We start from the raw sequence: 25,307 nt of genomic DNA, 5'->3' as shown, positions 1-25,307 counted from the left end.
AGGCCTGTGTTGATCGTTAGCCATAGTTCGTCGGTTTCCCACCAATCCGCTTCGGTGCTGCTGCGGGGAGCCACGGTAACCAGGTGCCGAGTCTTTCCGCCGGAGGCCCGTACGACAGTGATGCTTTCGGGGAAATCGTTGTAAATCCTGCCGTGTGCCAAAGTAGATGGGTCTCGCTGATTGGTCTCCTCCTCATCCACCTTCGAAGGCGGCACAAACGGTTCCTGGTCTGCGGGGTCGATCTCAGTCACGTGCGCCTCCTGGGATGCGTGCCCTCGAGCACTACGGCAACGGCGCGAACGTTGGCCGGATAACGTTGAGCCACGCCAACTTTGGTTGTGAAGCCCCGGCCGAACCAGTATGAGCCCGATTCGCACTCCGGTGGCCGTTTTGGCCGGGCCGGACGCCCGCCCGACCGCGCGGGGTGAACCGATGCTGTGCCACCACAGAGCCGTCGTACCCAAGCCGGCCGACGCAAAATTGCAGATTCAGACGAACGACACGTAATCGGCATGATGGCGCGTTCGGTGCTCCGAACGACCTCGGCCCGCTGACCCTCGGCTGCCCCCTCAGTGCCGGTTTGGTCAGCGCCATCAGCGGCATGAGCGTGCGTCGGCCGCCGGTTGGCTGCTACGGCAGATCGATGAACGGACTGAGCTCCCGCTCGATCGCTGCCTTCGGCTTCGCCCCGACGATGGTCTTGACGACCTCTCCGCCCCGGTAGACGTTAATCGTCGGGACGTCTACGACCCCATATTTCTTGGCGGTCGCGGGGTTCTGGTCGATGTTGAGCCGGACGACGCCGAGCTGGTCGCCGTAGTCCCTAGCAATCGCCTCCAGGATGGGACCGATCCGCGTGCATGGCTCAGACCAGTCTGCGTAGAAATGGACTGCCACCGGCATATCGCTCGCGAGCACATCGAAATCAAAGCTTTGGTTGGTAACGCTCTTCAAGGCCATGTCTGTCTCCCAACCTCGATCCGGTTGCCATCGGCGAACGGGGCATAAATCGGACATCGTGCCCTGACCTCAACGTCAACGGCATGCCCCACGACAGCGCCCTTTATCGTCACATCGCGAACCGATTGCGACGTCCCGATTCAGAAACATCAGGTTCCCCGACACGCCCGGCACCCACACAGGTTCGCGAGCCAGCGCCGTCACCAATCCTGCACAGCGCCATACAGAGTCGCGAACGCGAGTCCCCGCCCGCTACACCCCCAACTGGTACCGTCCGGTGACAGATGCGCCGCCGAAGTGACAGATATGGTGCCGTGTCACATGCAGCCGAACGCCTACCCGGCACGTCGGCTAAACACACTCAATTCGGCATTTTGGTGTGTTCGATCGCCGTCGCCATGATCGGTCCGCATTGCGGATCTGGAACATGTTCGCTCAGCGGATCATCTGCTGTAGGTGGTCCCACGACTGGCAACGTGGCGGTCCCACAACGGCGGCAAACGACATGCGTGGTGACCGCCTGCCCCGACATCATCGCCGCCCAGCATCGCCTCAACCGGCTCCTGCGCCGACACACACCCCAGCAGCTGATCTACGCCCACGAATCCGCCCTCGCGGCCATCGAGCCCTGGCCAGCAACACCGAACACGATCCCGCTGCACTGGCGGCACCGGCTGCTCACCCTCCAGACCCTCAACCACCACCGCGGCCTCGGCACCGACCACGACGCCTACACCCGCGCAGCGAAATTCCCCGACGCCATCCCCCTCGTCCCACAGATGGTCCACGCACGCGAAAACGAGCAAGATCCAATGGCACAATCCCCCGATCCCGACGATCCTCAGCGGCCGTGACCGACGCCCAGTTCGCCAATCAAAATTCCTCACCGCAGGTCAACGGGCCCACCCCGAGGACGATTCACTGGCACAGGACAGCCGACTTCGTATCGACTTCGCATTCGGCCACGGAGCTGAGACTCGGCAGGTCAGATCATCTGCTCTGCCGAGATCAATCAGGGCCAGCCTGAGGATACGAAGCGCCTTATGAGACCACAACGTCGCGAAGGTGTTGTGAGACAACAGGAACGCCCCAGGTCACAGCCTCGGCAAGACGAAGTTGGCGCGGAGATCCTACAAGCTGGTTGTAGGGTCTCGCGCCGCGCTTCGTAATCTCACGGCTGATTTCGTGTCGACTTCGTTTGCGAAGCCGTCGTGAGACTGTCTCGCTGAAGCCGCCCGCGCGCACCGAGGGAGCCGCCTGTTGGAGTCGGCGTCCCGGGGCTATAAGGCCCGGGATGTGAGCCGCAGTCGGAACCGGTGTGGTTTGAGCGTGATCTGCTCGTTGACGATCAGGTCGTAGCCGGGTTCGGGGTGCAGGTCGAACGCGCGCAGGATATGCGCGAGCGCCAAGGTCACCTCGTGTAGCGCGAAGATGCGGCCGATGCAGGCGCGGGGCCCGGTGCCCCAAGGCTTGTAGATGTGGGGTCCGAGTTGGCGCAGTCGTTCCGGTAGCCAGCGGTCGGGGTCGAACTGATCGGCGTCGGCGCCCCACGCGTCGTGGTCGCGGTGCGCGGCCAGGGTCAACACGAAAACCCAGTCTCCGCGCGCGAATTCGTGCCCGTTGAGGGTCACCGGGCCAGTGGCCTCCCGGAAAAACCCAGGCGCGACCGGCCACAGCCGCAGGGTCTCGTCGATGATCCGGCGCAGATATCGCAGGCGCGCGATGTCGTTGTAGCCGATCGGCGTGCCCGCCGCCGGGAGGACGGTATCGATTTCCGCGCGGGCCTTGCTGGCGATCTCGGGGTGGCGCGCCAGTTCGTAGAGCGCGAAAGACAGTGCGGCCGCGCTTGTTTCGTGTCCGGCGACCAGCATGGTGACGCATTGGGAGTGGATCGCGGCGGCGTCGAGCCGGTTCCCGGTGGCCGGATCCGGTGTGGTCAGCATCAGCTCGAGCAGGTCGGGCCGTGGTTCGGCCGCAGCGCGGCGCGCGGCGATCATCTCGTCGACGACGGTGTGCAGGTACGCGATATCGCGGTGGTGCTGAGCCGTCTGCCGCCGCAGCACCGTGGATCTCACGAAAGTCGGCAGGTTGACGGCCCTGTTGAGATAGGTCAGCCCGCGCCGCAGCCGCGCGCCGAACGGCCCCCGCTCGGCGAACCCGCCGGCCGACCACCCGAACCCGGCACGGCCGATGATCTCGAGCGCCAGCTGGTTCGCGTCGTCGACGACATCGATCCACTCATCGCCGCGGCTGCGCCAGTATTCCAGGAGATCGTCGACGACGGCGACCATGGTGGGGTGATAGCCGCGCATCGCTTCTTTCGTGAAGCCCTGCACCAGGATTCGATGCGCGGCTCCCCAGGCGGGTTCGTTGTTGAACGCGGTGAACAGGCCGGGCCCGGCGATCTCCCGCAGCGGTTTCAGGATGGCGCCAACGTGTTTGGCCCAGTGGTCCTCGCCACCGACCTGCTCGATCAGATCGGTGGCCGAGACGATGACGACCGGCTCGGTGAAGATCAGGCGCTCGAAGATGCCGCCGAGCCGGCGCGCGTCGCGGGCCGCCTGCTGGGTCGGCCGGGCCAGGTCGAGGGTCAGTACGTCCCCGAGCAGCGGCACCCGTCCGCGTGGATGCGGCAGGGACCGCGACGAACCCTTCGATGCGCTCACCGGTCCCATGATGCGGCACTGTGGTTCCCGATCGCGGTGTGACGCCCACACGGTCGGTAACTATCGCTTTGCCGTGCGAGGGTGCGGGTGGCGCCACATCGGCCACAACGGCATGCCGTCCAGCTCGAACGGGGTAGTCGTGGCGAATCCTGCGGTCGTGTACAACGCCATGTTCGATTCGCGCGTGCACACCAGATACGCGGCCTGACTGCCGTCGTCGCAGCGGGCGCACCGCGAGCGCAGCAGCGCGGTGCCGATCCCCTGGCGCTGCCGCTCCGGGAGCACGGCCAGGTGACACAGATACCAGTGCGGTGCGGGCGGGTGGATCCGGTCGAGACGCCTACGGGTGCGCAGAGCCGCCGGGATCCGCTGGCCGAATGCCAGCGCCAGTGGCAGGCCCGCGCGGGCGAATTCGACCACGGTGCTGTTCCACCGGCCGGGCGGATCCCACACCGCGACGCCGACGAGGTCTCCGGACTGCGTGACGGCGACCTCCACTGCGCCCCAGGGCACATGATGGATGGTCAACGTGGTGCGGAAATAGCGCGGCAGCGCCCATCGTCGGTGGCGCGCGCCCGGCCACAGATGGCGCATCACCGGGTCGGCCGCGAACGCGACCGCCAGGACATCAGCGGCCCCGGCGATCTCATCGCGCCGAACGGGGCGGATGGTGAGGTCCACAACTGACGACGATAAGCCCAGCTCAGGCCCGATTCTGGGAGATCAGTCCCGGCTAGGAGGGGTGGCGCGAGGCCAGCCAGGCCGCTTCGGCTCGGCCGAGATCGGTGGACGGCGGCCCGTCGACCCACGGCCACAACTCCTCCGCGATCCTGCGGTAATTCCCGCGGGCGTTGAGCGCACCGAGAATCGACATCAGCCCTAGGTTGATCCGTTGAATGATCACAAATGCCGGCGGTAGGTTCGACACGTTCGCGATCTCGGCGAGGTCGCCGGCGGGGGAGAAGAACTGCTTCACTGTCCGCGTCGACCATTCCGGGGTGATGGTCACGGTCTTGTCGTCGGCGATGAACTCGTAGAAGTGGCCGAAGTACCGCCAGATCTGTTCGTTGGAGAAGGGCATGTTGGGCCGGAGCATGCCCGCTTCCTCGATGGCGCGCCGATACCGCGGTAGATCCTTCTTTACCGCCATGGCATCGACCATCTCGGCAAACCGGTCGACCTCGGCGGCCGTGAAGATCTTTGTCAGCCCGAAGTCGAGGAAGGTGACCTGCCCGCCGCGCTGAAACAAGTAGTTGCCGGGGTGTGGATCTCCATTGAAGTGGCGCATCCTCCACAGGCTGCGGTAAACGAACCGATAAATGGTTTCGGCGGCGAGATTCTTCTCCTCCTGGTCCCATGTCACCAACTCCTCGAACCGCGCTCCCTCGGCCAGTTCGGTGGTCAGGACTCGCGCGCTGGACAGTTCGCTCATTACCTCCGGTATGTGAATGGCGGGGTGCCCGCGGTAGTAGTCAGCGAAGGCTTGTTGATTGCGTGCTTCGGCGTGGTAGTCGAGTTCCTCCATGACGCGGGCCTGGACTTCTTCGACGAGCGGGCGGGGGGCGAGCCCTGGAAAGAGGCTCCGGGCGAGCATCCCGAACAGCATCCCGGCGTTCGCCAGATCGGCCTCGATGGCCTTGTCGACGCCGGGATATTGGACTTTGACCGCGACGGCCTGGCCGTCGCGGGTGATGGCGCGATGAACCTGCCCGATCGAGGCCGCAGCGATCGGCACCGGATCCCATTCCAGGAACAACGCTCCGGGTGCCGCACCCAGCTCGCGCTCGATGACCTCGGCAGCTAGATCCGCCGACATCACAGGAGCATCCTGCCGGAGTTCAGCGAACACCTCCCGGACGGCCTCGGGAACCCCGGTGTCGAGGTAAGAGGCCATTTGGCCGATCTTCATGACCGCGCCGCGCATGTTCCCGAGCACCCCGGCCACCTGGTCGGCGGTCTTCACCTCGAACGCGGTGTCCAGCTCGATCTGGCGCTCGGCAGAGGCGAACACGCGCCGGGCGCGGTGCAGCGCCATCGAGACACCGAGCCGCCCGCCCATACGCGCTAGCCTCGACGCCCGGTCCAGGCGTGACCGGGCGCGTATTGGGGATTTAACTGCCGAGCGGTCACGGCGCCGCACAATTGGCGACGATAGCTGTCGTTCAGGCGCGATTGTGGGAGATCAGCCCCGGCTGATGTCTCTGATTGGAACCAATTTCCGACGCACTCTCTCAAACGTGTACTGCACGATCAGTAGCCGGGTATACACGGGGCTAGCTGCATAAACCTGAGCAATCAAGCGGAGAGCTAGCTATGGCTGAGCCTGCGATTGATCTACTAGTCGATACGACCAGCGTCGGCGACGAGGTCGCGATCCTGGCCGAGGGCGGCCGTGCTCGTGATTTCCGGCGGGTGGCGAATTCGCTGCGCGGCGCGGCGCAGCTGCTCGTCGAAGAGTTGATAGCCGAAGTCAGACGCAGCGGCCAGACCGAGCAGCGGCAGGTGAGTGCGCCCGCATCGACGGTGCTGGGCGCGACCATCGCCGCAGCGCCGGTCAAGGGCATCGGCGGCAGCGTGTTCGCGGTGCAGCTGGCCCCGACCGCCGATCAAGCCGAGCGTCGCGCCGCCGAGTTGGCGGTGTGGGAATGGGAGATCGGTCTGGAAGATTTGCCGCCGCGCCTGTGGTTGGACGAAAGGTTCCTGGACCTCACCGGCACCGATGCACAAGCCCGGGATCGGTCGGTGCACGGGCCTTACGGGCCTGTCGATTTTTTCCGCCCGGTTGTGCGGCTGCGAGATGTCCTCCATCTGTGGCAGGGGTTGAAAACTGTCAAAGTGGGCGACACCGGCTCCGGGCGGGTCGTCGTGCGCACCAGCACCGGCGAGTATCGCCAGCTGCACTGGTCGCAGCGATGCGTGCAAACCGACGCGGGTCCACGGGTGCGTGGCATCGCTCGTGATGTGACCGGCGACGCCGATCCGATCGATATGCATGTCGATCTGATCGAAATGGCGTTGGTCGACAAACTGCTGCATTTGCGCGACCGCGGGGAGGAGGGTTCACCGGGTGTCTTTGCGGCAGTCGGCGACTACACATACCCTTACGCGCCAACGATTATCAAATGGTTGACTTCCTACGTCCCCACCCTCGGGCACGGTGTCTCGACGGGGCAGACACCTGGAATCCATCCGGCTACTTTGATGAAGATTCCGGGCTGGCTGGAGCAGTCGAAGCGGGGTCCGGTCACCGGTGAGGGGATGGTTCGCCGCGGCGGTGGCGGTTGGCTACAAGCGGTGTTCCACGGAGATGTCTTGGACCGGAACATGTTTCCGACCATCGGGGTGATGATCGTCTACCCCGGTGATGTCTCGGTCGTCGACCTCGGTGGCGCGCCAGCGGATCAGTAGCCCTGCGGCCACCATGGCGATCCCCGCGGCTGCCAGCAGAATCGGTGCATACAGGTTGCCCCACCGGATCAGCATGCGGGCCTGGCGGGCGGTGTGCACGGCCTCGGCGAGCGATTGCTCGTCGAAACGGGTCCGGATTTCCAAGGTGGTGACGGCCAGCGGGTCATCGACGGTGCGCGCCAAGAAGCGCCGGACATGCTCACGTTGTTCGACGATCGCCCCGGACGTCGGCTCCACCCAGATATCGCGAGTGTTGCTGTAGTGCAAGTCAAATCGGGTCTGTTGCTCACCTGGCAGGCCCCACCAGGACGCGGGCAGGGTCATCTGCATATCCGGCTGCTCGGGATAGAGGTTGATCGGGCCGATGCTCTGACGGAAATGTAACAGCCGCAGACCACCCTCGTGCCGGTCGTCGTCGACGTAGTCGATCGGAATGTCTCGCCGTGCAGTGGTATCGAAATACAGGTAGCTCTGCTTCTGTGTGTCGAACGGGAAGTGATACTGAAACCCGCTGCGCGACACACGATCTGCCGGTTTGTCGACTTCCAGCTTGATCTGCCCGACCGGGTCGACTGGCTCGGAGGTCGTGCGCGAGAGGGTGACGGCTTCGGCACGCGCGGTGACCATTGCGTTCGGGCCGTCGCGGTCGGAGCGTAACAGCCGCGTCGTGGCTACCAGCGTCACTCGGTCGGCGTCGGTGGGTTGCGCGGACACGACCAGGGTCTGGACCTTGATCGGCACACCGGTCTCGGTGCGCATGTGCCCGGCCAGCCCCGCACCGACATCGATGACCGAGGCGTTGTCGGCCAGCGAGATCGCCTCGGTGTGGATGTCGCTCGGGATCCGTGTCAGGCGCGGCATCAGATAGGTCGGCAACAGCGCCGCCACCACCAGCGCCGCCGCTCCGATCCCGATCAGGCCGAGTCCGAGCCACCATCGCACTTGCCTCCCCGCTGCCATGGTTCGACAGTAAGACCCGACCAGCGCGTTTCTTGGGTTTTCGGCGATCTGCGACGCGGCCGAGCCCATGCACCCCAGGTGGATAGCCATTTGCTCTAAATGTGCTGGACATCACATTGTTGGCGGCTAATAATGGGTTCACGCGAGTCCATGCGGCCACGCAATTTGGTTGAGCGCCCTCTTGGTGACTCGGCCCGGCAGCGGATTCGCCTGCGTACCTCTTCCGAGGTTTTGGAGTACGCCCCTCTGGACGTGCTTCCCGCGCAAAGGCGCTGCGATGTGCCCAGCAATTGCTGACGTGCACTCGTGCGCCTTCCGTGGGACGACCCAGGGGAGGTTCCAATGACGACCGCCACGTTCGACGAATTCCGTCCAGCATCCGCACCGCTGACCACCCGTGTTTTGCAGCTCTGCCCGCCGGTCCAGGCGGATCCGGTGCCGCACCGGCGCGGCTATGCGCCCAATGAGCGTCTGGTCGCCGCGCGCCTGGCCGTGGGGCTGACCCAGGCCGAACTGGCCGAGGCGCTGACCGCACACCTCTGGCAGGCCGCGCATCGACGCACCGGCCTCGACGCCGACTACGTGTCGCGGCTCGAGCGCGGTGTCATCACCTGGCCGGCCAAAGCGACCCGCCAGGCCCTCGAAGCCGTACTCGGCGTGCCGGTCCGGGACCTCGGACTGGTCAATCGCCGCCTCGGTGGCGGCGTGGTCCGGTCCGGCTCAGCGCCCGTCGCCGAGTGGGCGCTATCGGGTGGCGATGTAGACGTGGAACGCGCGATGGCTATGCCCGACGCGGCGGTGGTCGGTGATCGTGAAGCCCGCGGCGGTGATCATGGCGGTGATCTCCTCCAGCGGGCGCAGCAGCATCCCGTCCCGCCAGGGCTGGGTGTTCAGGTGGTCGGTGTCGCCCAGGCCGACGACCAGGCGGCCGCCCGGCCGGAGCACGCGGGCCAGGTCGCGCAGCGATTCGGTCAGCTCGGCGTCGGGGATGTAGTAGACGGTGTTCACCGTGGTGACGCCGTCCAGGCTGTTGTCGGACAACGGGATTCGCGACATCGGGGCCTGTTCCAGGCGCAGACGGCCTTGGGCGATCTCGCGGCGGAACCGGTACCTAGCGTTGGTGACGGCGACGCGGGCCGGGTCGATTCCGTACACCACGCCGGTCGGGCCGACCTGATCGAGCAGCACCCGCAGGCCCAGGCCGCCGCCGAATCCGACATCCGCGACCGTGGCGCCGGGTGCGGCGTCGAGTGCGGCCAGCGTGCCGATGATCGGGCCGCTGTTGGCTCGGTTGAGCACTCGGCCGATGAGCAAGCCGGCGACTCCCGAGGGATGGGCGAGCTGGGCGGTGATCCGCCGCGTGAACAGAGTCCTGAGCCACACGGCGGTCAGTGTGGCACGGCCCGCACCCGCCACCCGGGTCAACGCGGCGGACACACCCTTCCTCCGTGCATTTCTCCGGGTCTTCGTCCGGGTATTCCTCCGTTCCGTGCCGTCCGCGCACCTAGTCCAATGACCCAAAGCCGGTTCGAGCAGGAGGTGAGAAGGATGTCGGTCGATCGGGAGACCCACCTGCCCGCCTCGCGCGCTGTCACGGGATGTTGGTGGCGCACAAGACCGCCCACTTGACAACTGAAATGGCTCCGGCGGTCCGGACCGCGCCCTTTCCGGCCCGGACCGCCGGTCTCGAAAGATAGCTCGACACAAAGGAGGTGACGCGCGATGTTCGTACCGTCCAAGGGAAACAGCAACAGCGGTGAAACAGGTATCTGCCCGATCTGCCGCGCCGAGGGCATCATCCACCCGGCCCATCCGGCCACCACCCGGCACCGGTGCGACGGCTGCACCACCGGCGGGACCGCCAACGCCCACTACTGGTGCCCGATCGTGTGCCGCCCGGTCGTGCTCGGCGTCGACGGTATCGCGCTCGATCACCCGTGCAAGCTGGTGTTCCTGTCCGGGGCCGACCATAAGGGCGGCTATCGGCTGCTGCCCACCCCGGCCGAGCACGACGCCCTGGCCCGCGCCCACAGCCGCGTCTTCGGCCTGGGCTGTGTGGTCCACCGCGACTACCTTCCGGCGCGGCGCGGCCTGGCGGGCCTGCACCTGGCGACCGTGGCCTACCCCGGTGACCCTCGCGACTGGCTGATCAACCACCCGCTCACCATTCCCGTGCACGACACCGATCACGTGTGGTGGGCACGGATCTCGCGCGGCCACGGCGGCGGTGAGATCCAATGACCGCCTCGTACAAAGACACCGACTCGACTCGCTCTTCTGGAACACTGCGCTCCGGAGCACACCGTTCAGGTGCACACCAAACACCGTCGAACGAGGGCTGGGTGCTCATCGAGACCATGTCCGGCAAGCCTTCGGTGATCCTCGAAGACGGCCGCGTGCGGCAGTTCCGCCGGACCAACAGGACCAAGATCGCGGGCAGCTCGAATGTCGCCGCCCAGCTCGACGAGGTCCTCGGTCAAGTCCTTACGGCAGTACACCCCGTTCGCAGACAGGTCCGCCTGGCGTCTGGGCTTCCGCTGCAGATCGTCGGGGTGCCTGTCATCGGACCCTTCGCTGAGGTCTATGCCGTTCAACTGTGGGTGGGCCGCGCCGATGCCGCGGTCCCGCCCAGGCTGCCGATCGGTGTACTGTCCCTCGATCCGCGTACCGGCATCGCGCACGCATGCGAGATCAGCACGAAGACTGAGAATCCCGAGATCACCGGCACGAGTGCCCTGCCGCGACTATTGACCCAACTCGACGGGTGCGACGATCGCGCCGGCCTGCTGGGGTTGATGTCCGCGCCGGTTGGGCAACGCTGGATCGGCACCGCGACCAGCGTGGGTCCGATCCGTCGACACCTGTGCATCGCAGCACGTTGCTGCTCGACGCCAACCGACCCGGTGGTTCGAATCGTCGTGTGCGACATCACCGGAATGCAGGCACCGACACCCGCTTCCCTCGATATCGGAGCCCTCCGAAGCATGCCGGTTCCGCCCGACCACGCCGCAGGACTGATGGACCTTCGGACCGGCCTCGTGCATGAGTGGATCGCGCTTGGTCCGCCGCCATTGGATCGTTGGCAATGCGAGCTCCCGCAGACTCATCCCGACGACTGTCATGAGCTCGAACGGTGCCGCGCCGCTCTTCTCGGTGGAGCTGCCGCCGAAAAGTGTTCGTTCCGAGTGCGATTCGGCGACGACGAGCCGTGGATTCGCCTGGACGTCCTATGCGTGGCCGTTCCGTGCGACGGCGCACCACAAGCCTTGCTCGACGTGACCCGGCACCAGGCCGGGTGATAGGCCGGACCCACAGGGCCCAGCCGATCGACAAGTGAATTGCGCCCTCCCCGTGAGGGTTTCCCGGCATCAGCTGGAGGCGACGCCGGATGTAGCCGCCGAACCGCCGATGGCTTCCGCAGTCATCTACGGCCCGGCCGACCGATCCACCCGACCACACTCGTTGTGGACCTCGGTCGCATCCGACGGAGCCGCCATAGCCCTATCCCCCGCTCACCAGCGGCTCCGACAAGCCCAGAGGACCAAGGAGCCGCGATGACTACCAACCCGCACACCCACGCTGAATCCATTCCGGCCAAGCATCTTCCGAACCGGGTCGTCCACAACGCACCGATACCACAGGAAAACGACGAACAGCATACCGGCGCCTCAGCCGAGTGCCCGTCGCCAGCGCGGCTCCCGCGTCGACGCCTCGCCGCCGCCCCGAACCAGGACCCCGCCGCACGCGCGATCGAGCCGACTTCCCAGCGCGCCCTCCTTGGTTGGGTGCTCGCCGAAACACTGTCCGGCACCGGCGAAATCGTTGTTGTTGCCGAAGGTGACAAGCTCAAGCCCTTCGGGAAACTCGACCGCACTCGTATCGCTCAAAGCAGGCGCGCATCTTCCGCAATCCCCGCCCTCGTTCAGCAGTGCCTCGTCACCCGGAAACGGCAATACCGCGACATCCCCGGCATCCACCCGCTGAGCGTCCACATCGTTCCCGCTGTCGGTCCGGCCGGCGCGGTTCTCGCCGTACAACTGTGGACCGGCACACCGGCACAGAAGCCACCCCTACGGGGGCCTGTCGGCACCGTCGAGTGGGACGCCGTGACCGGAGTCGCTCGGCTCAACTCGGTATTGGAACGGCAACTGGGGATCCCCGCACCGTTATCCCGGTCGCAGTACATCCTGCCCGAACTCCTCGGCTACATCGATGGATTCGACGACTTCTTCGGCTTCCTCGACCTGTTCGATCGAGCATCGACGGTCGACCGCTGGGTCGGTACCATCACCACCCCCGGCCGGTTCAGCCTCATCCGCCGGCACTTGCGCATCGTGGCACAAGTCCACATCGAGTCTGGCAAACGATATGTGCGCGGAATCGTCCACGACATCACAGCCCTGCAGCCACCACCACCGCCACATGTGGACTCGGTCACGCTCGCGGGCTACCCCGGCCCGACGACGCAGGCGATCGCGCGCATCGATCTCGGAACCTGCCTCATCAATCGCTGGATCTGCCTCGGTCCAGGCCCACTCGAGCCATGGAGTCACCAGAATCCCCAGATCGACGACGACAGCGCCGCCGCCATCGCTCGATGCTGCGCGCAGCTGCACCGCAGTGCTACCGGCTCCACTGCCGAATTGAGAGTCAGGTTCAGCCCTTCACGCCCATGGATTTCAGTCGACACCGAGTGGACGGCCCTCGTCGGCGCACGACGCCCCCAGGCCATCGTCGTTCTTACACCACATGAACCATCACCGTGACCGTCACCTTCGTATAGCCCCTGTCTTCATGGGAGCAGGTGCAGGTGATTGGTCCAATCACCGTTGTAGTCCGCTTCGTGCCGGTAGACGCTGAGGATGAGGTACAGCGCGGTACGCAGAGCTTTCTCGCGTTCGTGGGCTTCAATCCATTGGGGCGAGTTGTTATTGACATCGCCGAAGATGGCCCGAACCTCGGCGAAGTCGTCGCGGGCCTGCTTGTAAAGGTCCAGCAGGATGTACTTGGCTTGCCTTTCGGTGAACTGGCGCATCCCGTCATCGGCGGATTCGCTGATTGCCTCGTGCGCAGCCTTGGAGTCGGCCTCGAGTCGAGCGTCGAGGAATGCTTCAGCCTCGGTCGGAAGCGGTGGACCTGCGGAGATATGCAAGTGCATTGTGACCACCTTCGTTGTCGTCGCGAAAGTGCTTTCGACTTCGCGCCAGTGGTGTTCCGTCGGCCGGATCGCAATTCAAAGGATAAGGCTGGACAGATCGGAGGCCGGGGATCTTGTGACGTCCAGTTGCCCGGCAGTCCACCCAAGCCGTCGCGGGGCTGCATATTCACCCCGACGTGCTCTTCGCCCTCGGCCTGGCCGACAAATCATCCGATCCTCGGCTGCGCAATCCGATACTCAGGTCGATCGTGCGGGAATTGTCCGTCAAGGTTGCGTCTGGTCTGAATATGGTGCGCTCGAAGGCGATGCCGACCGAAACCACTGTGCAGCACGGCGATCTGGGCGGTCGTGACTTCCTCCACGGTACGCACGGCCTCGACGGCACCGTCGGCCTGGGCAAGAAACCGGGTCAGCAGATCGGTCACCTCGTGGCCGGTGTATACGGGCACATACCCGAGCGGCCGCGGCGACGCCAGCCGCTTGTTCGCATCGTCGATGCCGACTCGAATCGATTTCAAGCTGCGCCGCACACTCCTCCACGCTCTGACGCGCGAATCGCGCCTCAGCAACCTGAAGAAACGACGCCAGCAGCGCGTCGTCGTCGGCCTGCGCGATCAATGTCCCCATGCTCTGCCGCAGTTCGGAATCGTGGTGCTTGCACGGCCACACTACGGACGGGCGAAGCACAATCGATGAGGTTTGAGCGGTTTCCGGATCGGTTGCCAGGGAGGCGGATTGAGCGATTCTCACCGCGGCTATGTAGCGAAGCGAAACCAAAAACAAAATCCGCTGAATGTGTCCGAGGTGACATCGAGAACACAGCCAAACTGAGACGAACAGATGATTCACGGCCGAACATTCATGTTTAAGAGTCTCTCGTTGACCGGAATTGCCTGCCGCGCAGAGACATTCGAGCATGAGTGCTAGCTATTCGTTGCGCTGCGTCGTTGTGTCGCCCGTCATCGGCGACTGCGGTGCGGAAGAGGCTGATTGCCCTCAGATTGCTGAAAACAGCTGGGGCTGCGTGGGTTTGTCGGAGATCTCTGTGAGACTCCTCGACCGTCCTACTGGCTTCACGAAGGAGAACTCATGGCCAAGCGCAACACCGGATCGACTGCGATCGCCTCGGCGACCTGTCCGTCCTGCGGTGACGATCTGGGAACAGCGTTCATCCAGCAACTTTCGGCACCGCACGTGGCTCGCGCGATGGAAGGCCGGGAACAGGAGCTCATCACCCAGGCACGCGCCGAGGCGGCCGCCGAGATCGCGGCGCTGCAGGCCGCCGCCGATCAGGCCCAAGTGCAGTTGCTGTCGGAGCGGGAGCACGCAGCAGAGGAGCGGACCGTGTTGCAGGCCGAGGTGGACCAGGCGCGCGCCGCGGAGAAGAAGGTCCGCCAAGACCGGCGCAAGCTCGAACTCGAGCGCGATGCCTGGGTGATCGAACAGGACCGGATGCGTGACGAGGTCCGCAGTGACGAACGCAAACTCGCCGAGCAGTACATCAAAGAGCGGGTCGCTCAATTGACCGCCAGCAACGAGCAGAAACTGCAGACGCGGTTGCGCGAGCTCGAGGAGCACAACAAGAGCCTGGCCCAGCAGCTGCAGGACGCGCACCGTAAGTCCTCGATGGGGCCGCGTCCGCAGCAGGAAGGCGTCGCCTATCAGGAAGTTCTCGCTGCCGAACTACGTTCCAGGTTCCCCGAGGACGAGGTGACCGTCATTCCGCGCGGCAAACGTGGCTCCGATGTCGTGCAGCAGGTGCGGGAGAAAGGTCGCGAATACGGGACCATCGTATGGGAGTGTAAGCAGGCCCAGCGCTTCGAACCGAAGTGGATCACCAAACTCGGCGAAGACGTTGAATTCCATTCCGCCGACATCGGTGTCCTGGTCAGTTCAGTCCTGCCCCGCGGTATCGAAGGCTCCGGGCAGATCGACGGAGTCCTCGTGTGCGAGACCACCGTCGCGGTCCATGTCGCGGTTCCGTTGCGCCAGTATGTAATCAGCCGCAAGCGCTTCGCGTTGGCGAACGCGGCCCGCGAGGACCAGGCCGGCTGGGTGTACGACTTCGTCACCGTCGGCGGATTCGGCCCCTGCATGGAACACATCCTCAAGGCCGCGCGCACCGGTATGGCGGAGATGGCCAAGCTGCGCGAGTACAGCCTGAAATTCTGGGCCAACTGGGAGAAGTCACAGCAAGACATGATTGATGGCGTGTTCACGATGATCGGCGAACTGGGCGAGGCCGGAACCAAACTCCCCGCACCCCTGCAGGCAGAACTTCCCTCGGCCGAGTGCCGCGCACTCGAACCTGGAACCGACTGACCAAAACCGGGACCCCAAATCATCGGAGGGCCGGGTTCGGTGAAAACGACACCGACCCCATCCTCGATGCGAAGGTCGATCCCGGCGCGCAGCGCATGCGAGCCGGAGGTGACCTCGACCGCCGCACGCCGCGCGATGCCGCCCCCGCTGCAACTCTGGATCGCAGCACGGTGGCGGCACCGCCGCCCACTCAGCGACGCATCATCAGCCCTGTTGCTGAATCGGCCATCGTGCAGGACGCCCGTCACCGCGCTGCTCGAGGGCCCTACGATACGTCGCTGAAGCACCTGACCGCAGATGATCACCAGTGGTCCTCGCGGCGCCGCCATGGCGGCTCGGGCGCGATCCTGACTCCCGACTTGTTCTTCGCCTGTTCTCGTTGTAGTACAGCGCGTTCCCCGCGAACGACCTCGACGAGCTCATAGATCACATCAAGGTCGCCGTCGGTGCCGCCCATGACCTCGACAACGGTGTAACCACCTTCGACGTCGTAGTCAAAGTAGACGATCTCCTCGGCGGCGTGCCGCGGACACCCAGGAACGGTGATGGTGGTGTCGTCGTCGAAGATCCGCACGCGGACCCGTACCTCACCGCCACTGCACGCCGAGTACCCCCAGCCCCAGCGACGTGAACGGTCCGCGCCGAGCAGGCACCCTCGACTATGGACGGCTTCGGCCGTCATCGACAGCAACTCCGCCGACTCCACGGCCGACTCGAGCCACTCGTGCAGCGCCCCACCGGTGATCCGGCGTAACCCGCTCAGCTTCACTTCTACCCCGTAGTAGGCGGCAGCGACGGTTGTCCACTCGACGCAGTCGAGATCCGCGTCCTCACGCACACGCTTCAGATCGTCGAGTACCTGCTGGATGTTCTTGCGGAATTCCTCGTTCAACTCGTTCTGGGTCACCCCTTGCCAGTAGGGCACGACCACTGTCGTCGGTGTCAGCTTGGCCGATTGGAGCGCATGGACCTTCGGCAACAGCGCATCCGCCGCGACCACGACATCCTTGTGGGTCGGATCCGCCATCCCGTCCTGGCCCAGTTGTTCGGCATCGTCACGCCGCCAGTACTTTTCGACCCCGTCGATCTCGATCTTCCCAGGCCGCAACCGTGCGTTCTTTTCGGCCAGCTCGCGTGCCCGCGTGGCACGTTCGTCGCCGCGGCGGAGGGCTTCGGCGTATTTCACGCCGTCCTCGCCCGCGATGCGGCGAGCGCGGCGTCGCCGACGCGCGCTGCTGTTCTTCGGCATGCTTCGTCCATTCCCGGCACGGGTGCCCACGCCACCCTGCCTACGACGAAAGAAGCACATGTGAACAGGGGATACGAGCGAAACGCGGGCCCCGGGAAGGACCTTTGCTGTCAACGTCACCGTACCGGCGTGGGCGAGGCGACTACAGCGGGAAGAGATGGAGCGCGTGCGCGTCCTGCCGCTCCGCCCTCAGACTATCGCCCCGCGTCTAGAAAACGACTCAACTCCACCAGACGCACGACAGGAATAGTGCAGTACAGCAAATATCGGCACTTCCAGGGACGCCACGAAGCAATTCGACATCCGCAAAGGTGGAACGCAATGGCCGAAAGATCCCCGAGATCCGCGCCCATCACCGCAGTACCCGCTCCTCGTCACCAGACGATCCGCGATTGCGACGACGCTGAGGCGGTCAAGGCATTTCGATAGCCACATAGTTGCAGTGGCAATTCCGCCTGGTCTACAATTGCTACCGCGCCCCCGTTCGGGGTTTCCCGGCGATCGCTGGCAGCGTGTCCGGATGTAGCGCCGTCGACTTGTGCAGGTTCTTGCGACGGTTCCCGATCTTGCCGACTACGGCACATTCGCCGTCACGGATCGGGTCTACCCACTTCCTCCGGCGGCCCACCGGCTGATGGTCAGCCTTGCTACGCCCGCCGGATGCCCTCTGCGAGGTGTTTCCCATGGCGCACGTCCAGCAAGACCCGGCTTCGATCCGCGAACAACAGATTGCCATGTCCGCGCTCGCTCACACGGTGCGCGGGGATTTCAAAGCCGTGACCGCTCTGGTCGAAATGATTCAGGACCCCGACGAAGGGGTCCGGCCCGCCTTTGTCATCGTCACCTTGCTGGCCGAATTCAAGAAGGGCATAGACCAGCACGACGCAGAGGAGCTGGCACTCTGGTTCTCCCACGAGGCCCAATCCCTCGCCGCGCAGGCCGACCTCACCTGACTCGGCCGCGATATGGAATCCATCAAAGGCCGCCCTGGTCGTGTTCGCGGACGAATTCTGCGAATCCACCAGGTCTCGGCCCGAACCGGACACAGCCCCGACCGCATCCGACATCTTCGCGTCAGAGGCCACGAACTCTACGACCTGGCCTGGAAAGCGGGCGGTGCCCAGAATTCTCCTCTGCTCTTCGACGAAGCCGACGTCGACGAGTGGGTCGCCGGCAAGAAGACACCACTCGAACAGGACAGCGAATGAGTAGCGACCCGAAAGGCACCGCCATACCACTGACCTGGTCCGCCAGCCAATCCACGACTCCGGTAGATTCCGATCTACCGACACGACTTCCGATGCCGGACCTAATTGATGACATCGTCGCCCAGGCTGATCAATTCCACTACAGCGTCGCGTCGGTCAGCGTCAACGGCCGGCTCAGTGACCGCAGACCCGTCGGCCGCTTGAACTGGGGACCCAAGTCCAGATTGGCAATCGAAGTCGTCGGACGAACCATCATCATCAGGCAGGACCAGCACGGTGACCATCGGCTAACAGGTCGAGGACATCTGCTTCTACCCGCATGTTGCCGCCATCGCTGCCTGATCGAACCGGGGAACCGCGTTCTTATCGCAGCGTCAGTGCGCGGCAACCTTCTTCTTGTTTATCCGATGCGGCTCATAGAGCAGGCATTATCACCATTGCACGAGCAATCGACGGGTGGTGCCCGATGACAACCGCCACCGAGATCGAGGCCGCCAGGCTGTTGCTCGCGAAACTCGGACTCACACCGCAGCAACTCGTCGAAACCACCCCGCCAGTCGACGTCCCCACCTTCAGCACCTACATACCGACGATCATCGCCACGATGCCGCCGACCACGCTCCGCGTCTACGGCCCGTACCTGCGACGCATCGAAGCGGCATGGGGCAAGCGTCTCATCATTGAGCCAACCCCTACCGAACTCCGGCAACTCGCCGAACGGACCAAACAGCAGGCAATCGTTCGTCGCAACTCGCGCGGTGGACGTAGCGCAGTCGAGAGCCTCATCGCCGCCGCCCGGTATCTCTACCGGCGCGCCGAAGAAGACGGTCTCATCCGCCGCGATGACAACCCCGCGCGAAAAGTACCCAAACCCCGCAGGCTGGCCAGCACCAGGCGGGCGATATCCGACCACCAACTCGAAGAAATCGTGCACGTCGCGGCGACAACCGGAAACGACCCATGCCTGGATGCCATGTTGCTTCGCCTTCATATCGAAACCGCCTGCCGGCGAGCTGGAGCTCTGGCCTTACGGCCGATGGACCTCGATCCGCAGCAATGCCTCGTCTATCTACGTGAGAAGGGCGAAACGGTCCGTTGGCAACCAGTGTCGTGCCCGCTCATGAACGCCATGCTCCACCACATTGCGGAACGGCACGGTGACAACCCCGTCGAATCCGAACCCTTGTTCCGTCAACGCGACGGCCGAGTGGTCACGCGCCGCCGTTACGATTCCCTATGGAATCGGATCGGTACGCACCTGGAATGGGTCCGGCGCCAGCAGATCAGCACCCACTGGCTCCGCCACATTGTCCCCGCTTAGTTCCTGTGTTGCATTGGCCTCGGAAGGGGCAGGGGGCCAGTGTGTTTGGGCGTTGCGTTAGGTCGTGTGGTGTTTCTACCGTGGCCGCTCGTGATCATGAGTTACTTCTCTTCTACGGGCTGGCAGTCCTGGGATGTCGAGCACCGGCCGGTGATCCCGGAGGGCATGCCGTTCATCGTCGATGACGACCTGCTGTTCGAGGACGGCCCGGCCGCCGCGCGACCGGCGGCGGTGGTGAACCGGTGGCTGCGGCTGCTTCCGGCCAGTGGGGCGCCGGCGCCGAGTTCGTGGGAGAACTACGCGCGGGTGGTCAAGGAATGGGTGGAGTTCCTCGTCGAACATGGTGTGGGGCTGTTCGATTCGCGGGACCGGTTGAAGGCCGGGTTGAGCCGGTATGCCGAGTATCGGGCGGCGGGGCCGGTGCGGGCGCGGTTCGCGGCGAGCACGTGGGGCCAGCACATGAGTATCTTGTCGCTGTTTTATCGGTGGGCGATCGAGGAAGGTTTTGCGACTGCGGAGCCGTTCACCTATCGGACCGCGCGGGCAGTCTTCGCCGGGACCGGCCGGGACGTGCGGGTGAACCTGGCGGTGCGTCGCACCCCGAAACCGCACGTGACGATCAAGTATCTGGAACCGGACTTCGTCGATCTGTTCCGCAAGGGCCTGCGGGGCCTGGCGCCCGACGGCAGCCCGGACACCGGATTCTCGGGGCGGGAAATGACTCGAAACGCTGCGGTCGGGGATCTGGCGTTGGCGACCGGGTTGCGGCTGGGTGAGTTCACGCACTTGTTGCCGTGGGAGATCCCGGCGCTGCCGCCGGCGCCGACGGCGATCCCGATTCCGTTCCCGGTGCCGGGCGCAATCACCAAGGGCCGCAAGTTCCGTACCACCTGGATCTCCTACGAGGCGCTGGCGGGGTTGCACGACTATCTGCAGCTCGACCGCGCCGCGGCCACGGAGGGGTCGGCCTGGCGGCCGCCGCGGCGGTGGGGTGAACCACTGTTGGTGACCGACCCCGGCCCGCGGGGTGGCCGGATCAATGGTGTCCGCCGGTCGTGGGAGTCGCTGACTGCGGCGGAGCGGCGGCGTCTGGTGGCGCCGGAGGGCGGGTCGTGCCTGCTGGCGGTGCGTGGTGATGGCGGCCCGTTCACGGCGTGGGCGACGGTGTTCGAGCGCACCGCCGACCGGATCCGGGCCCGATTCGAACCACGGTTCCCGCATGTTCACCCACATCGGCTTCGGCACACGTTTTCGATGCAAACCCTGGAGTATCTGGTGACCGGCTACTACCGGCGGGCGGCGAAGCTGGTGCGCGACACCGACACCGACGCGGCGTTGGTGTTCTATCTGACCAAGGCCGACCCGTTGCTGGTGCTGCGGGATCTTCTTGGCCATTCGACCGTGTTGACGACGGAGAAATACGCAAAACGCTTGGACACCACCAGGATCTATCGCCAAATCTACGAAACTGTCGGCACCGCAACCGGTCTCATCAACGAGGACACTGCCACACGGGAAGCCGATGCGGAGTTCGACGAGGAACAGCTGTGATGGGGACAATGGTGATCGACGACCCGCTCGGCCTGCACTGCGTGTTCAGTGACGGCAGCACAGCGGAATTCGATCTGTCGGGGTTGCCGAGCCCGAGGTTGGTGCGGGATCTGGCCGTTGGTTTGGTGGCGTTGATCCATCCGCACGGCAGCGCCGATACCGGCAGCACCGTCGACAGCTACGTGGGCGCTTTGCGGGCGATGGTTCGCGCGTTGGACGAGCAGGAGTTCACCGGCGGTATCGCCGATCTGCGTCGTGGTCAGCTGGCGCAGTTCTGGATGGCCGGTCCGGCCCGACTCGAGGCGTTGACCCGGGCGCTGGTGGAGGGTTTCGCCCGCGCCGGTGGCAGGCTCGGCGACGGTGTGCTGGAGTTGGCTGCCGGTCGGCATTTCAACATCCAGCCCAATCGGCGCCCGCTTCCGCCCTATCCGGAAGCCGACTGGCTGCGGCTGACCGAGGCGTGTCAGAGGCTGGTCGAGGACTCCTTTGCCGAGCATCGGCGAGCCCTGGCGGTGATCTCGCAGGGGCGTCATCCCGGTGAAGGTGGATGGACATGGGAGAACTTCTGCTGGTTGCTGTCACGGTTGGGTCCGATCAGCGCACCGGACCTCGCCGCCGCGCTCGGGGTGTCCTACGACTTCTTCCACCACCATCGGCCAGCTGCTTTCTACCAGGCGGCTCAGGCGGTGTTTCCGCACCTGGATGTGTCGATCGCCTACCGGCTACTGTTCGGCATCTACTCGGGCATCGTGCCGGACGGGATCGAAGGGCTGGGGATCGACGACGTGGAATGGGCCGGCGATGCGTCGGTCTTGCTGTCGTATCTCAAGCGCCGCACGGCGGCCGAGAGCCTCACGCTGCCTCGCCGGGCAGTGCGGCTGCTCGAACAGTGGTTGGCACACTCGGCGTTACTGCGCGGCTTTACCCCGCCGCCAGAGCGAGAGCGGCTCTGGCTGAGCCTGGCTCGCTCCGGCAATGCGGCATTGGCTGCACCGCGGATGACAAGTGTTTCCCGCCAGCGGTGGGCCAGGACGCACGGAATCGTCGGTGCCGACGGCACACTGTTGAAGATCCATCGGGCCAGAATCCGCACCACCTTCCACGCGATGCGCGACAAACGCGCATGGACCGGCAACGGACGGGCCACAATCGACCCGAATCACACCCCGGCAGTCGAAGGCGATCATTATCTGAGCGCAGCTACCCCGGCGCAGCGGCAAGCCGTCGAGACCATTATCGAAGATGCCCAGCACGATCTGCTGCGGCGCGCCCAGCCACCGACAGTGATCACCGAGGCCGACACCGCTGCGCTGGCCGAAGGCTATCCGCAGTTACTGGCGTCGATAGAGCTCGACGATACTGTCATCGCCGAACTAGTTGGCGGCGCCCGTGACGTGTTCACCGCCGCTTGCGCGGACCAGCTGGCCGGGCTGCACGGTCCGGCTGGCAAACCGTGTCCGGCTCGGCCTTGGGTTTGTCTGCTCTGCCCACTGGCGGTGTTCGCACCCCGGCATGCGGTGAATCTGTTGCGGCTCAAGGCATTTTTCACTCGCCAGTGGCGCTGCATGCCCGCAGCCCACTTCATGACGGTGTTCGGTCCTTACGCCGCCCGCATCGACGACATCCTCGCTCGTTTCGACCCCACCGAACTCGCCGCGGCAGCCGCTCACGTCCACGACACCGACAGTGAGATCCCGCTGCGCCCGGAGGAACTCACCGCATGACCATGACCGCACCGCGTCCCCGCGACGACAGCGGACGCTCTCCCTTCGCACTCACCGACGTCTGTGATCAGGCAGGGCTGGCCCTGCCCGCGGGCGCACACAGACCGGTGTTCGAGGACGATTTGTGGGACTTCACCGACGTTGTCGGGCTGCCCGTCGACATGACACTGGTGAGCAGGCGGTTCACCTTCGTGGGGATCATCGACCTGAGATGGCGCCTGGTCGCCAAGGAGCTGATCATGGCGCTGCTCGCCCCACGACATCCCGCCGTTGTCCGTTTGCCGCGGGCCTATCGCACACCATTGCATCTGCGTAGTTGCCGCCTGCGACTGAGCGAAATCAGCAGGTTTTTCGACTGGCTCGCCAGTCGGGGAATCACGATGCTGTCGACGGTCGATACCTCGACCTGCGAGGCCTATCTGGCCTTCCGCCGCTACCTCACCGTCGCCGACGGCACCGTCGTCGGTGAGCAAAGCCCCGCGATCCGACGCTCCGCAGCGCAGATCATCCTGGACTTGATCGACTACCGGGACCTGTTCACCGCCGACCGGGTCTCGGAAAGCCTGCGCCCCTGGGGCGGGGCGACAGCAAGCGCTGTCGCCGAAATGCCTTCCGGCAGAATGGGAAACAAGACCCCACCGATCGCAGGCGAGATGCTGCAGCCGATGCTGGCCGCTGCCCTGCATCTGGTGGAGGTCCTCGGACCGCACGCGATCGAGCTCAACGAGCAGATCCGAGAAACCGATCGTCTATCGTCTCTCAAGGCCCCCGGGCTCTGTCACAGCAGCCCGACTGCAATCGACGACATCCGCACAGTCCTCGCCGATTACATCGCAACGAACACACCCCTGCCGATGCTCGAGGACCACGACATCAACCGCCGACTCACTGCCCGCTGGTCGACCGACGACCCCGTGCTTCCGGTCGCCACCGGGATCTTGGCCCGCCAAGCCGGATACACCCAGCTCTGGAGCCGGTGGCAGCGCCCGCTGCGCGGACCGCTGCGCGACGCGGTGGCCGCTGTCGGAGTCGAGAAAGCATTCGCGCGCGACGCAGCCGAAGCTCCTACCGCCAACGGCAACAGTTCAGCCTGGACCCTGCCGCTGCACCGATCACAGGCCGTGGCCCTGGTAGGAATCATCCGCACCGCCGCACTCATCGTTGTTGCCGCGACGTCCGGGATGCGGGCCAGCGAGCTGATGGAATTGCGTGTCGGCTGCCGCCGCCCGATCGCCGCACCGGTCCCCGGCCTCGAGCGCTACCGCATTGCCAGCAAGATCGTCAAAGGCCAGCCTCTCGGCGGCACCGACGACGAATGGGTCGTCATCGAGCCAGCCTACCGCGCTGTCGAACTCGCCGAAAAACTCCACGACAATCCCCGCGAAGGGGCATTGCTGTTCTCCCGCTTCGCATTCCAGGTCAGATACACCTGGTTCCGGAACTGGGTCAACTCCCCGGCCGGCGTCCGTCTCGGGCTCGCCCCGATCCCCGAAGGGCCAGTCACCCTTCGCATGCTCAGAAGAACTCTCGCACTGGAAATGGCCTACCGGCCCGGCGGTGTTCTCGCCACGAAACTACACCTCAAGCACATCGCGACGGCCACCACGGAAGGCTACGCATCCCGCCCGGGCGGCGCCCAGGCCGAACTGCTGGCCGAAGTCAACAAGCACGAAGCCGACCGCAACCTGCAACTCGTGCTGGCCGAATTCCACAACTACCAGCAAGGAATCCTGCCCGCCGGGCCCGGAGCCCGCAGCCTTACCGAGTTCTTCACATCCGTCGACACCGAACTCAATACCGAACCTGCTGCAGCACCGAAGATCCAACGCAACGACCGCGACATCCTCAACCTGCTATCCAAACGCGCCAACACGCTGCACCTCGGCGCCGCGAACTACTGCTGGTTCACCGACCCCTCCCGCGCGCTCTGCCTCAAACTCGCCGACACCCCCACCGCGGACCGGCCCTTGATCGGCATGTGTGACTCCGCCCGCTGCCCGCAGGCCACCCACCACCAGGTTCACCGACCCGTCTGGATCGAACACGCCGAACGCACCAAAACCTTCCTCGGCCAGCTCGGCAGAACCCGCACCACCGAACACGCCCGCCTGCAAGCCGACCACCACCGCGCCCTGCGCGTCATCGCCGACATCGACGCCGCAACAACACCAACACCCAGCGAGGAAAAGCCGTGAGAATCAATGCTGCCCAACGCACCCAGAACGAGAACCGCATCCGCGCCACCATGGACCGGCTGCTGCGCGGCGAGATCCCGCCCGGCGGCAACTGCGACATCAAAACCCTCGCGCTCGAATCCGGCATCGACCGCACCGCCTTCTACGGCACCCGCCCCTACACACACCTACGCACCGAGTTCGAACACCGACTCCAGCAACTGAAGCACACCGGCCAAACACCCAACCCGAAAACCGCACAGATCCAACGGTTGAAAGCAGACATAGACAAGCTCAAAACACACCTGGCCCAAGCCAATTCGACCATCGAGGAACTCACCGACTTCCGAACCCACGCCCTCGCCCGCCTCGCCGCCCAACACGACGAAATCCTCCACCTGCGCGCCGCCACCAAACCAACCGCGCCCCTCGCCCAGGACGCCGAACACGACCGCACCCACCAGCGGCCGTCCGCCCTCTCGAAACACACCACATCGAGCAATCGACGAGACAACACCGTCTCGATAATGAACGTTCGCAAGACACACTGACGCACCGATCATCTCCGCAGGTCCGAGGTGTCTCACATACCGTGTTCGCGCCAAT

At 65.0% G+C, this 25,307-nt stretch carries 22 protein-coding genes and 1 pseudogene; 14 read left to right on the top strand and 9 right to left on the bottom strand.

The genetic code is table 11. The features are described 5' to 3' along the window. Positions 1-630: 630 nt before the first annotated feature. On the bottom strand, positions 631-960 hold the full coding sequence (locus F5544_RS09635) for a thioredoxin family protein (RefSeq protein WP_167472867.1): 330 nt from the start codon (positions 958-960) through the stop codon (positions 631-633). A gap of 512 nt (positions 961-1,472) precedes the next feature. Here F5544_RS09635 and F5544_RS09630 point away from each other — a divergent pair. Further along, positions 1,473-1,814: a hypothetical protein gene (locus tag F5544_RS09630; RefSeq protein ID WP_167472866.1), complete on the top strand. Its 342-nt coding sequence runs from the start codon at positions 1,473-1,475 to the stop codon at positions 1,812-1,814. A gap of 426 nt (positions 1,815-2,240) precedes the next feature. Here the strand turns inward: F5544_RS09630 and F5544_RS09625 are convergent, their stop codons facing one another. The 3 genes from F5544_RS09625 to F5544_RS09615 are packed head-to-tail and all read right to left on the bottom strand — an operon-like array spanning position 2,241 to position 5,685. Beyond that, positions 2,241-3,635, bottom strand: a complete 1,395-nt coding sequence (locus F5544_RS09625) for a cytochrome P450 (protein WP_167472865.1) — start codon at positions 3,633-3,635, stop codon at positions 2,241-2,243. A gap of 51 nt (positions 3,636-3,686) precedes the next feature. Beyond that, positions 3,687-4,307 (bottom strand): GNAT family N-acetyltransferase, encoded by a 621-nt coding sequence (locus F5544_RS09620; RefSeq protein WP_167472864.1) that lies wholly within the window; start codon positions 4,305-4,307, stop codon positions 3,687-3,689. A 52-nt stretch (positions 4,308-4,359) separates the two neighbouring features. After that, positions 4,360-5,685 (bottom strand): ABC1 kinase family protein, encoded by a 1,326-nt coding sequence (locus F5544_RS09615; protein ID WP_167472863.1) that lies wholly within the window; start codon positions 5,683-5,685, stop codon positions 4,360-4,362. 254 nt (positions 5,686-5,939) lie between these two features. Between F5544_RS09615 and F5544_RS46250 the strand changes: the two are divergent. Then, positions 5,940-6,206, top strand: a pseudogene (locus tag F5544_RS46250) (GAF domain-containing protein); the annotation flags it as partial. Positions 6,207-6,911: 705 nt separating this feature from the next. Here F5544_RS46250 and F5544_RS09610 read toward each other — a convergent pair. Together F5544_RS09610 and F5544_RS46245 are read right to left on the bottom strand one after the other, a co-directional pair. Further along, positions 6,912-8,084, bottom strand: coding sequence for a DUF3068 domain-containing protein (locus tag F5544_RS09610; RefSeq protein WP_167472862.1), 1,173 nt, complete (start codon positions 8,082-8,084; stop codon positions 6,912-6,914). Positions 8,085-8,738: 654 nt separating this feature from the next. Next, on the bottom strand, positions 8,739-9,431 hold the full coding sequence (locus F5544_RS46245) for a class I SAM-dependent methyltransferase (protein ID WP_238847175.1): 693 nt from the start codon (positions 9,429-9,431) through the stop codon (positions 8,739-8,741). Between the two features lie 285 nt (positions 9,432-9,716). Between F5544_RS46245 and F5544_RS09600 the strand changes: the two genes are divergently transcribed. From F5544_RS09600 to F5544_RS09590, 3 genes are all read left to right on the top strand, one after another. Further along, a complete protein-coding gene (locus F5544_RS09600; RefSeq protein WP_167471222.1) occupies positions 9,717-10,235 on the top strand; it encodes a hypothetical protein in 519 nt (172 codons plus the stop codon). Positions 10,236-10,336: 101 nt separating this feature from the next. After that, positions 10,337-11,293, top strand: coding sequence for a GAF domain-containing protein (locus tag F5544_RS09595; protein WP_167472860.1), 957 nt, complete (start codon positions 10,337-10,339; stop codon positions 11,291-11,293). Between the two features lie 255 nt (positions 11,294-11,548). Then, positions 11,549-12,760, top strand: a complete 1,212-nt coding sequence (locus tag F5544_RS09590) for a GAF domain-containing protein (protein WP_167472859.1) — start codon at positions 11,549-11,551, stop codon at positions 12,758-12,760. 26 nt (positions 12,761-12,786) lie between these two features. Here the strand turns inward: F5544_RS09590 and F5544_RS09585 are convergent, their stop codons facing one another. Both F5544_RS09585 and F5544_RS09580 read right to left on the bottom strand, forming a co-directional pair. Continuing rightward, on the bottom strand, positions 12,787-13,152 hold the full coding sequence (locus F5544_RS09585) for a hypothetical protein (protein ID WP_167472858.1): 366 nt from the start codon (positions 13,150-13,152) through the stop codon (positions 12,787-12,789). 206 nt (positions 13,153-13,358) lie between these two features. Next, positions 13,359-13,577 (bottom strand): hypothetical protein, encoded by a 219-nt coding sequence (locus F5544_RS09580; protein WP_167472857.1) that lies wholly within the window; start codon positions 13,575-13,577, stop codon positions 13,359-13,361. A 664-nt stretch (positions 13,578-14,241) separates the two neighbouring features. Here F5544_RS09580 and F5544_RS09575 point away from each other — a divergent pair. Further along, entirely contained in the window at positions 14,242-15,474 is a 1,233-nt protein-coding gene (locus tag F5544_RS09575) for a DUF2130 domain-containing protein (RefSeq protein ID WP_238847174.1), read from the top strand. A gap of 301 nt (positions 15,475-15,775) precedes the next feature. On the opposite strand, the gene F5544_RS09570 is transcribed toward F5544_RS09575, so the two are convergent. Further along, a complete protein-coding gene (locus tag F5544_RS09570; protein WP_167472856.1) occupies positions 15,776-16,753 on the bottom strand; it encodes a hypothetical protein in 978 nt (325 codons plus the stop codon). A gap of 653 nt (positions 16,754-17,406) precedes the next feature. On the opposite strand from F5544_RS09570, the gene F5544_RS09565 reads away from it, so the two are divergent. The 8 genes from F5544_RS09565 (at position 17,407) to F5544_RS09530 (ending at position 25,252) form a co-directional block, all read left to right on the top strand. Beyond that, the gene (locus F5544_RS09565) at positions 17,407-17,676 is read left to right on the top strand and encodes a hypothetical protein (protein ID WP_167472855.1); all 270 of its coding nucleotides are present in this window, start codon (positions 17,407-17,409) and stop codon (positions 17,674-17,676) included. Between the two features lie 12 nt (positions 17,677-17,688). Further along, entirely contained in the window at positions 17,689-17,931 is a 243-nt protein-coding gene (locus F5544_RS09560) for a hypothetical protein (protein ID WP_167472854.1), read from the top strand. Further along, positions 17,928-18,401, top strand: coding sequence for a hypothetical protein (locus F5544_RS09555; protein ID WP_167472853.1), 474 nt, complete (start codon positions 17,928-17,930; stop codon positions 18,399-18,401). Before F5544_RS09560 ends, F5544_RS09555 begins: the two co-directional genes overlap by 4 nt. Beyond that, positions 18,398-19,252 (top strand): tyrosine-type recombinase/integrase, encoded by an 855-nt coding sequence (locus tag F5544_RS09550; RefSeq protein WP_167472852.1) that lies wholly within the window; start codon positions 18,398-18,400, stop codon positions 19,250-19,252. The genes F5544_RS09555 and F5544_RS09550 overlap by 4 nt, the downstream gene beginning before the upstream one ends. A 96-nt stretch (positions 19,253-19,348) precedes the next feature. Beyond that, the gene (locus F5544_RS09545) at positions 19,349-20,803 is read left to right on the top strand and encodes a tyrosine-type recombinase/integrase (protein WP_167479088.1); all 1,455 of its coding nucleotides are present in this window, start codon (positions 19,349-19,351) and stop codon (positions 20,801-20,803) included. Then, on the top strand, positions 20,803-22,527 hold the full coding sequence (locus tag F5544_RS09540; protein ID WP_167472851.1) for a hypothetical protein: 1,725 nt from the start codon (positions 20,803-20,805) through the stop codon (positions 22,525-22,527). Before F5544_RS09545 ends, F5544_RS09540 begins: the two co-directional genes overlap by 1 nt. Further along, the gene (locus tag F5544_RS09535; protein WP_203217513.1) at positions 22,524-24,722 is read left to right on the top strand and encodes a site-specific integrase; all 2,199 of its coding nucleotides are present in this window, start codon (positions 22,524-22,526) and stop codon (positions 24,720-24,722) included. Before F5544_RS09540 ends, F5544_RS09535 begins: the two co-directional genes overlap by 4 nt. After that, positions 24,719-25,252, top strand: coding sequence for a hypothetical protein (locus tag F5544_RS09530; RefSeq protein ID WP_238847173.1), 534 nt, complete (start codon positions 24,719-24,721; stop codon positions 25,250-25,252). Before F5544_RS09535 ends, F5544_RS09530 begins: the two co-directional genes overlap by 4 nt. The last annotated feature ends 55 nt before the right edge of the window (positions 25,253-25,307 follow it).

The sequence above is a fragment of the Nocardia arthritidis genome, from assembly GCF_011801145.1.
GTDB lineage: Bacteria > Actinomycetota > Actinomycetes > Mycobacteriales > Mycobacteriaceae > Nocardia > Nocardia arthritidis_A.
Note: the sequence above shows the minus strand (reverse complement) of the source record. Positions and strands in the feature narration are given on the sequence as shown.

Bases quoted from the DNA above. Each gene is read 5' to 3' on its own strand.
- F5544_RS09635 (WP_167472867.1), bottom strand. From the start codon at position 960: ATGGCCTTGAAGAGCGTTACCAACCAAAGCTTTGATTTCGATGTGCTC.
- F5544_RS09625 (WP_167472865.1), bottom strand. From the start codon at position 3,635: ATGGGACCGGTGAGCGCATCGAAGGGTTCGTCGCGGTCCCTGCCGCAT.
- F5544_RS09615 (WP_167472863.1), bottom strand. From the start codon at position 5,685: ATGGGCGGGCGGCTCGGTGTCTCGATGGCGCTGCACCGCGCCCGGCGC.
- F5544_RS09610 (WP_167472862.1), bottom strand. From the start codon at position 8,084: ATGGCTATCCACCTGGGGTGCATGGGCTCGGCCGCGTCGCAGATCGCC.
- F5544_RS09600 (WP_167471222.1), top strand. From the start codon at position 9,717: ATGTTCGTACCGTCCAAGGGAAACAGCAACAGCGGTGAAACAGGTATC.
- F5544_RS09590 (WP_167472859.1), top strand. From the start codon at position 11,549: ATGACTACCAACCCGCACACCCACGCTGAATCCATTCCGGCCAAGCAT.
- F5544_RS09585 (WP_167472858.1), bottom strand. From the start codon at position 13,152: ATGCACTTGCATATCTCCGCAGGTCCACCGCTTCCGACCGAGGCTGAA.
- F5544_RS09575 (WP_238847174.1), top strand. From the start codon at position 14,242: ATGGCCAAGCGCAACACCGGATCGACTGCGATCGCCTCGGCGACCTGT.
- F5544_RS09565 (WP_167472855.1), top strand. From the start codon at position 17,407: ATGGCGCACGTCCAGCAAGACCCGGCTTCGATCCGCGAACAACAGATT.
- F5544_RS09560 (WP_167472854.1), top strand. From the start codon at position 17,689: ATGGAATCCATCAAAGGCCGCCCTGGTCGTGTTCGCGGACGAATTCTG.
- F5544_RS09555 (WP_167472853.1), top strand. From the start codon at position 17,928: ATGAGTAGCGACCCGAAAGGCACCGCCATACCACTGACCTGGTCCGCC.
- F5544_RS09550 (WP_167472852.1), top strand. From the start codon at position 18,398: ATGACAACCGCCACCGAGATCGAGGCCGCCAGGCTGTTGCTCGCGAAA.
- F5544_RS09545 (WP_167479088.1), top strand. From the start codon at position 19,349: ATGAGTTACTTCTCTTCTACGGGCTGGCAGTCCTGGGATGTCGAGCAC.
- F5544_RS09540 (WP_167472851.1), top strand. From the start codon at position 20,803: ATGGGGACAATGGTGATCGACGACCCGCTCGGCCTGCACTGCGTGTTC.
- F5544_RS09535 (WP_203217513.1), top strand. From the start codon at position 22,524: ATGACCATGACCGCACCGCGTCCCCGCGACGACAGCGGACGCTCTCCC.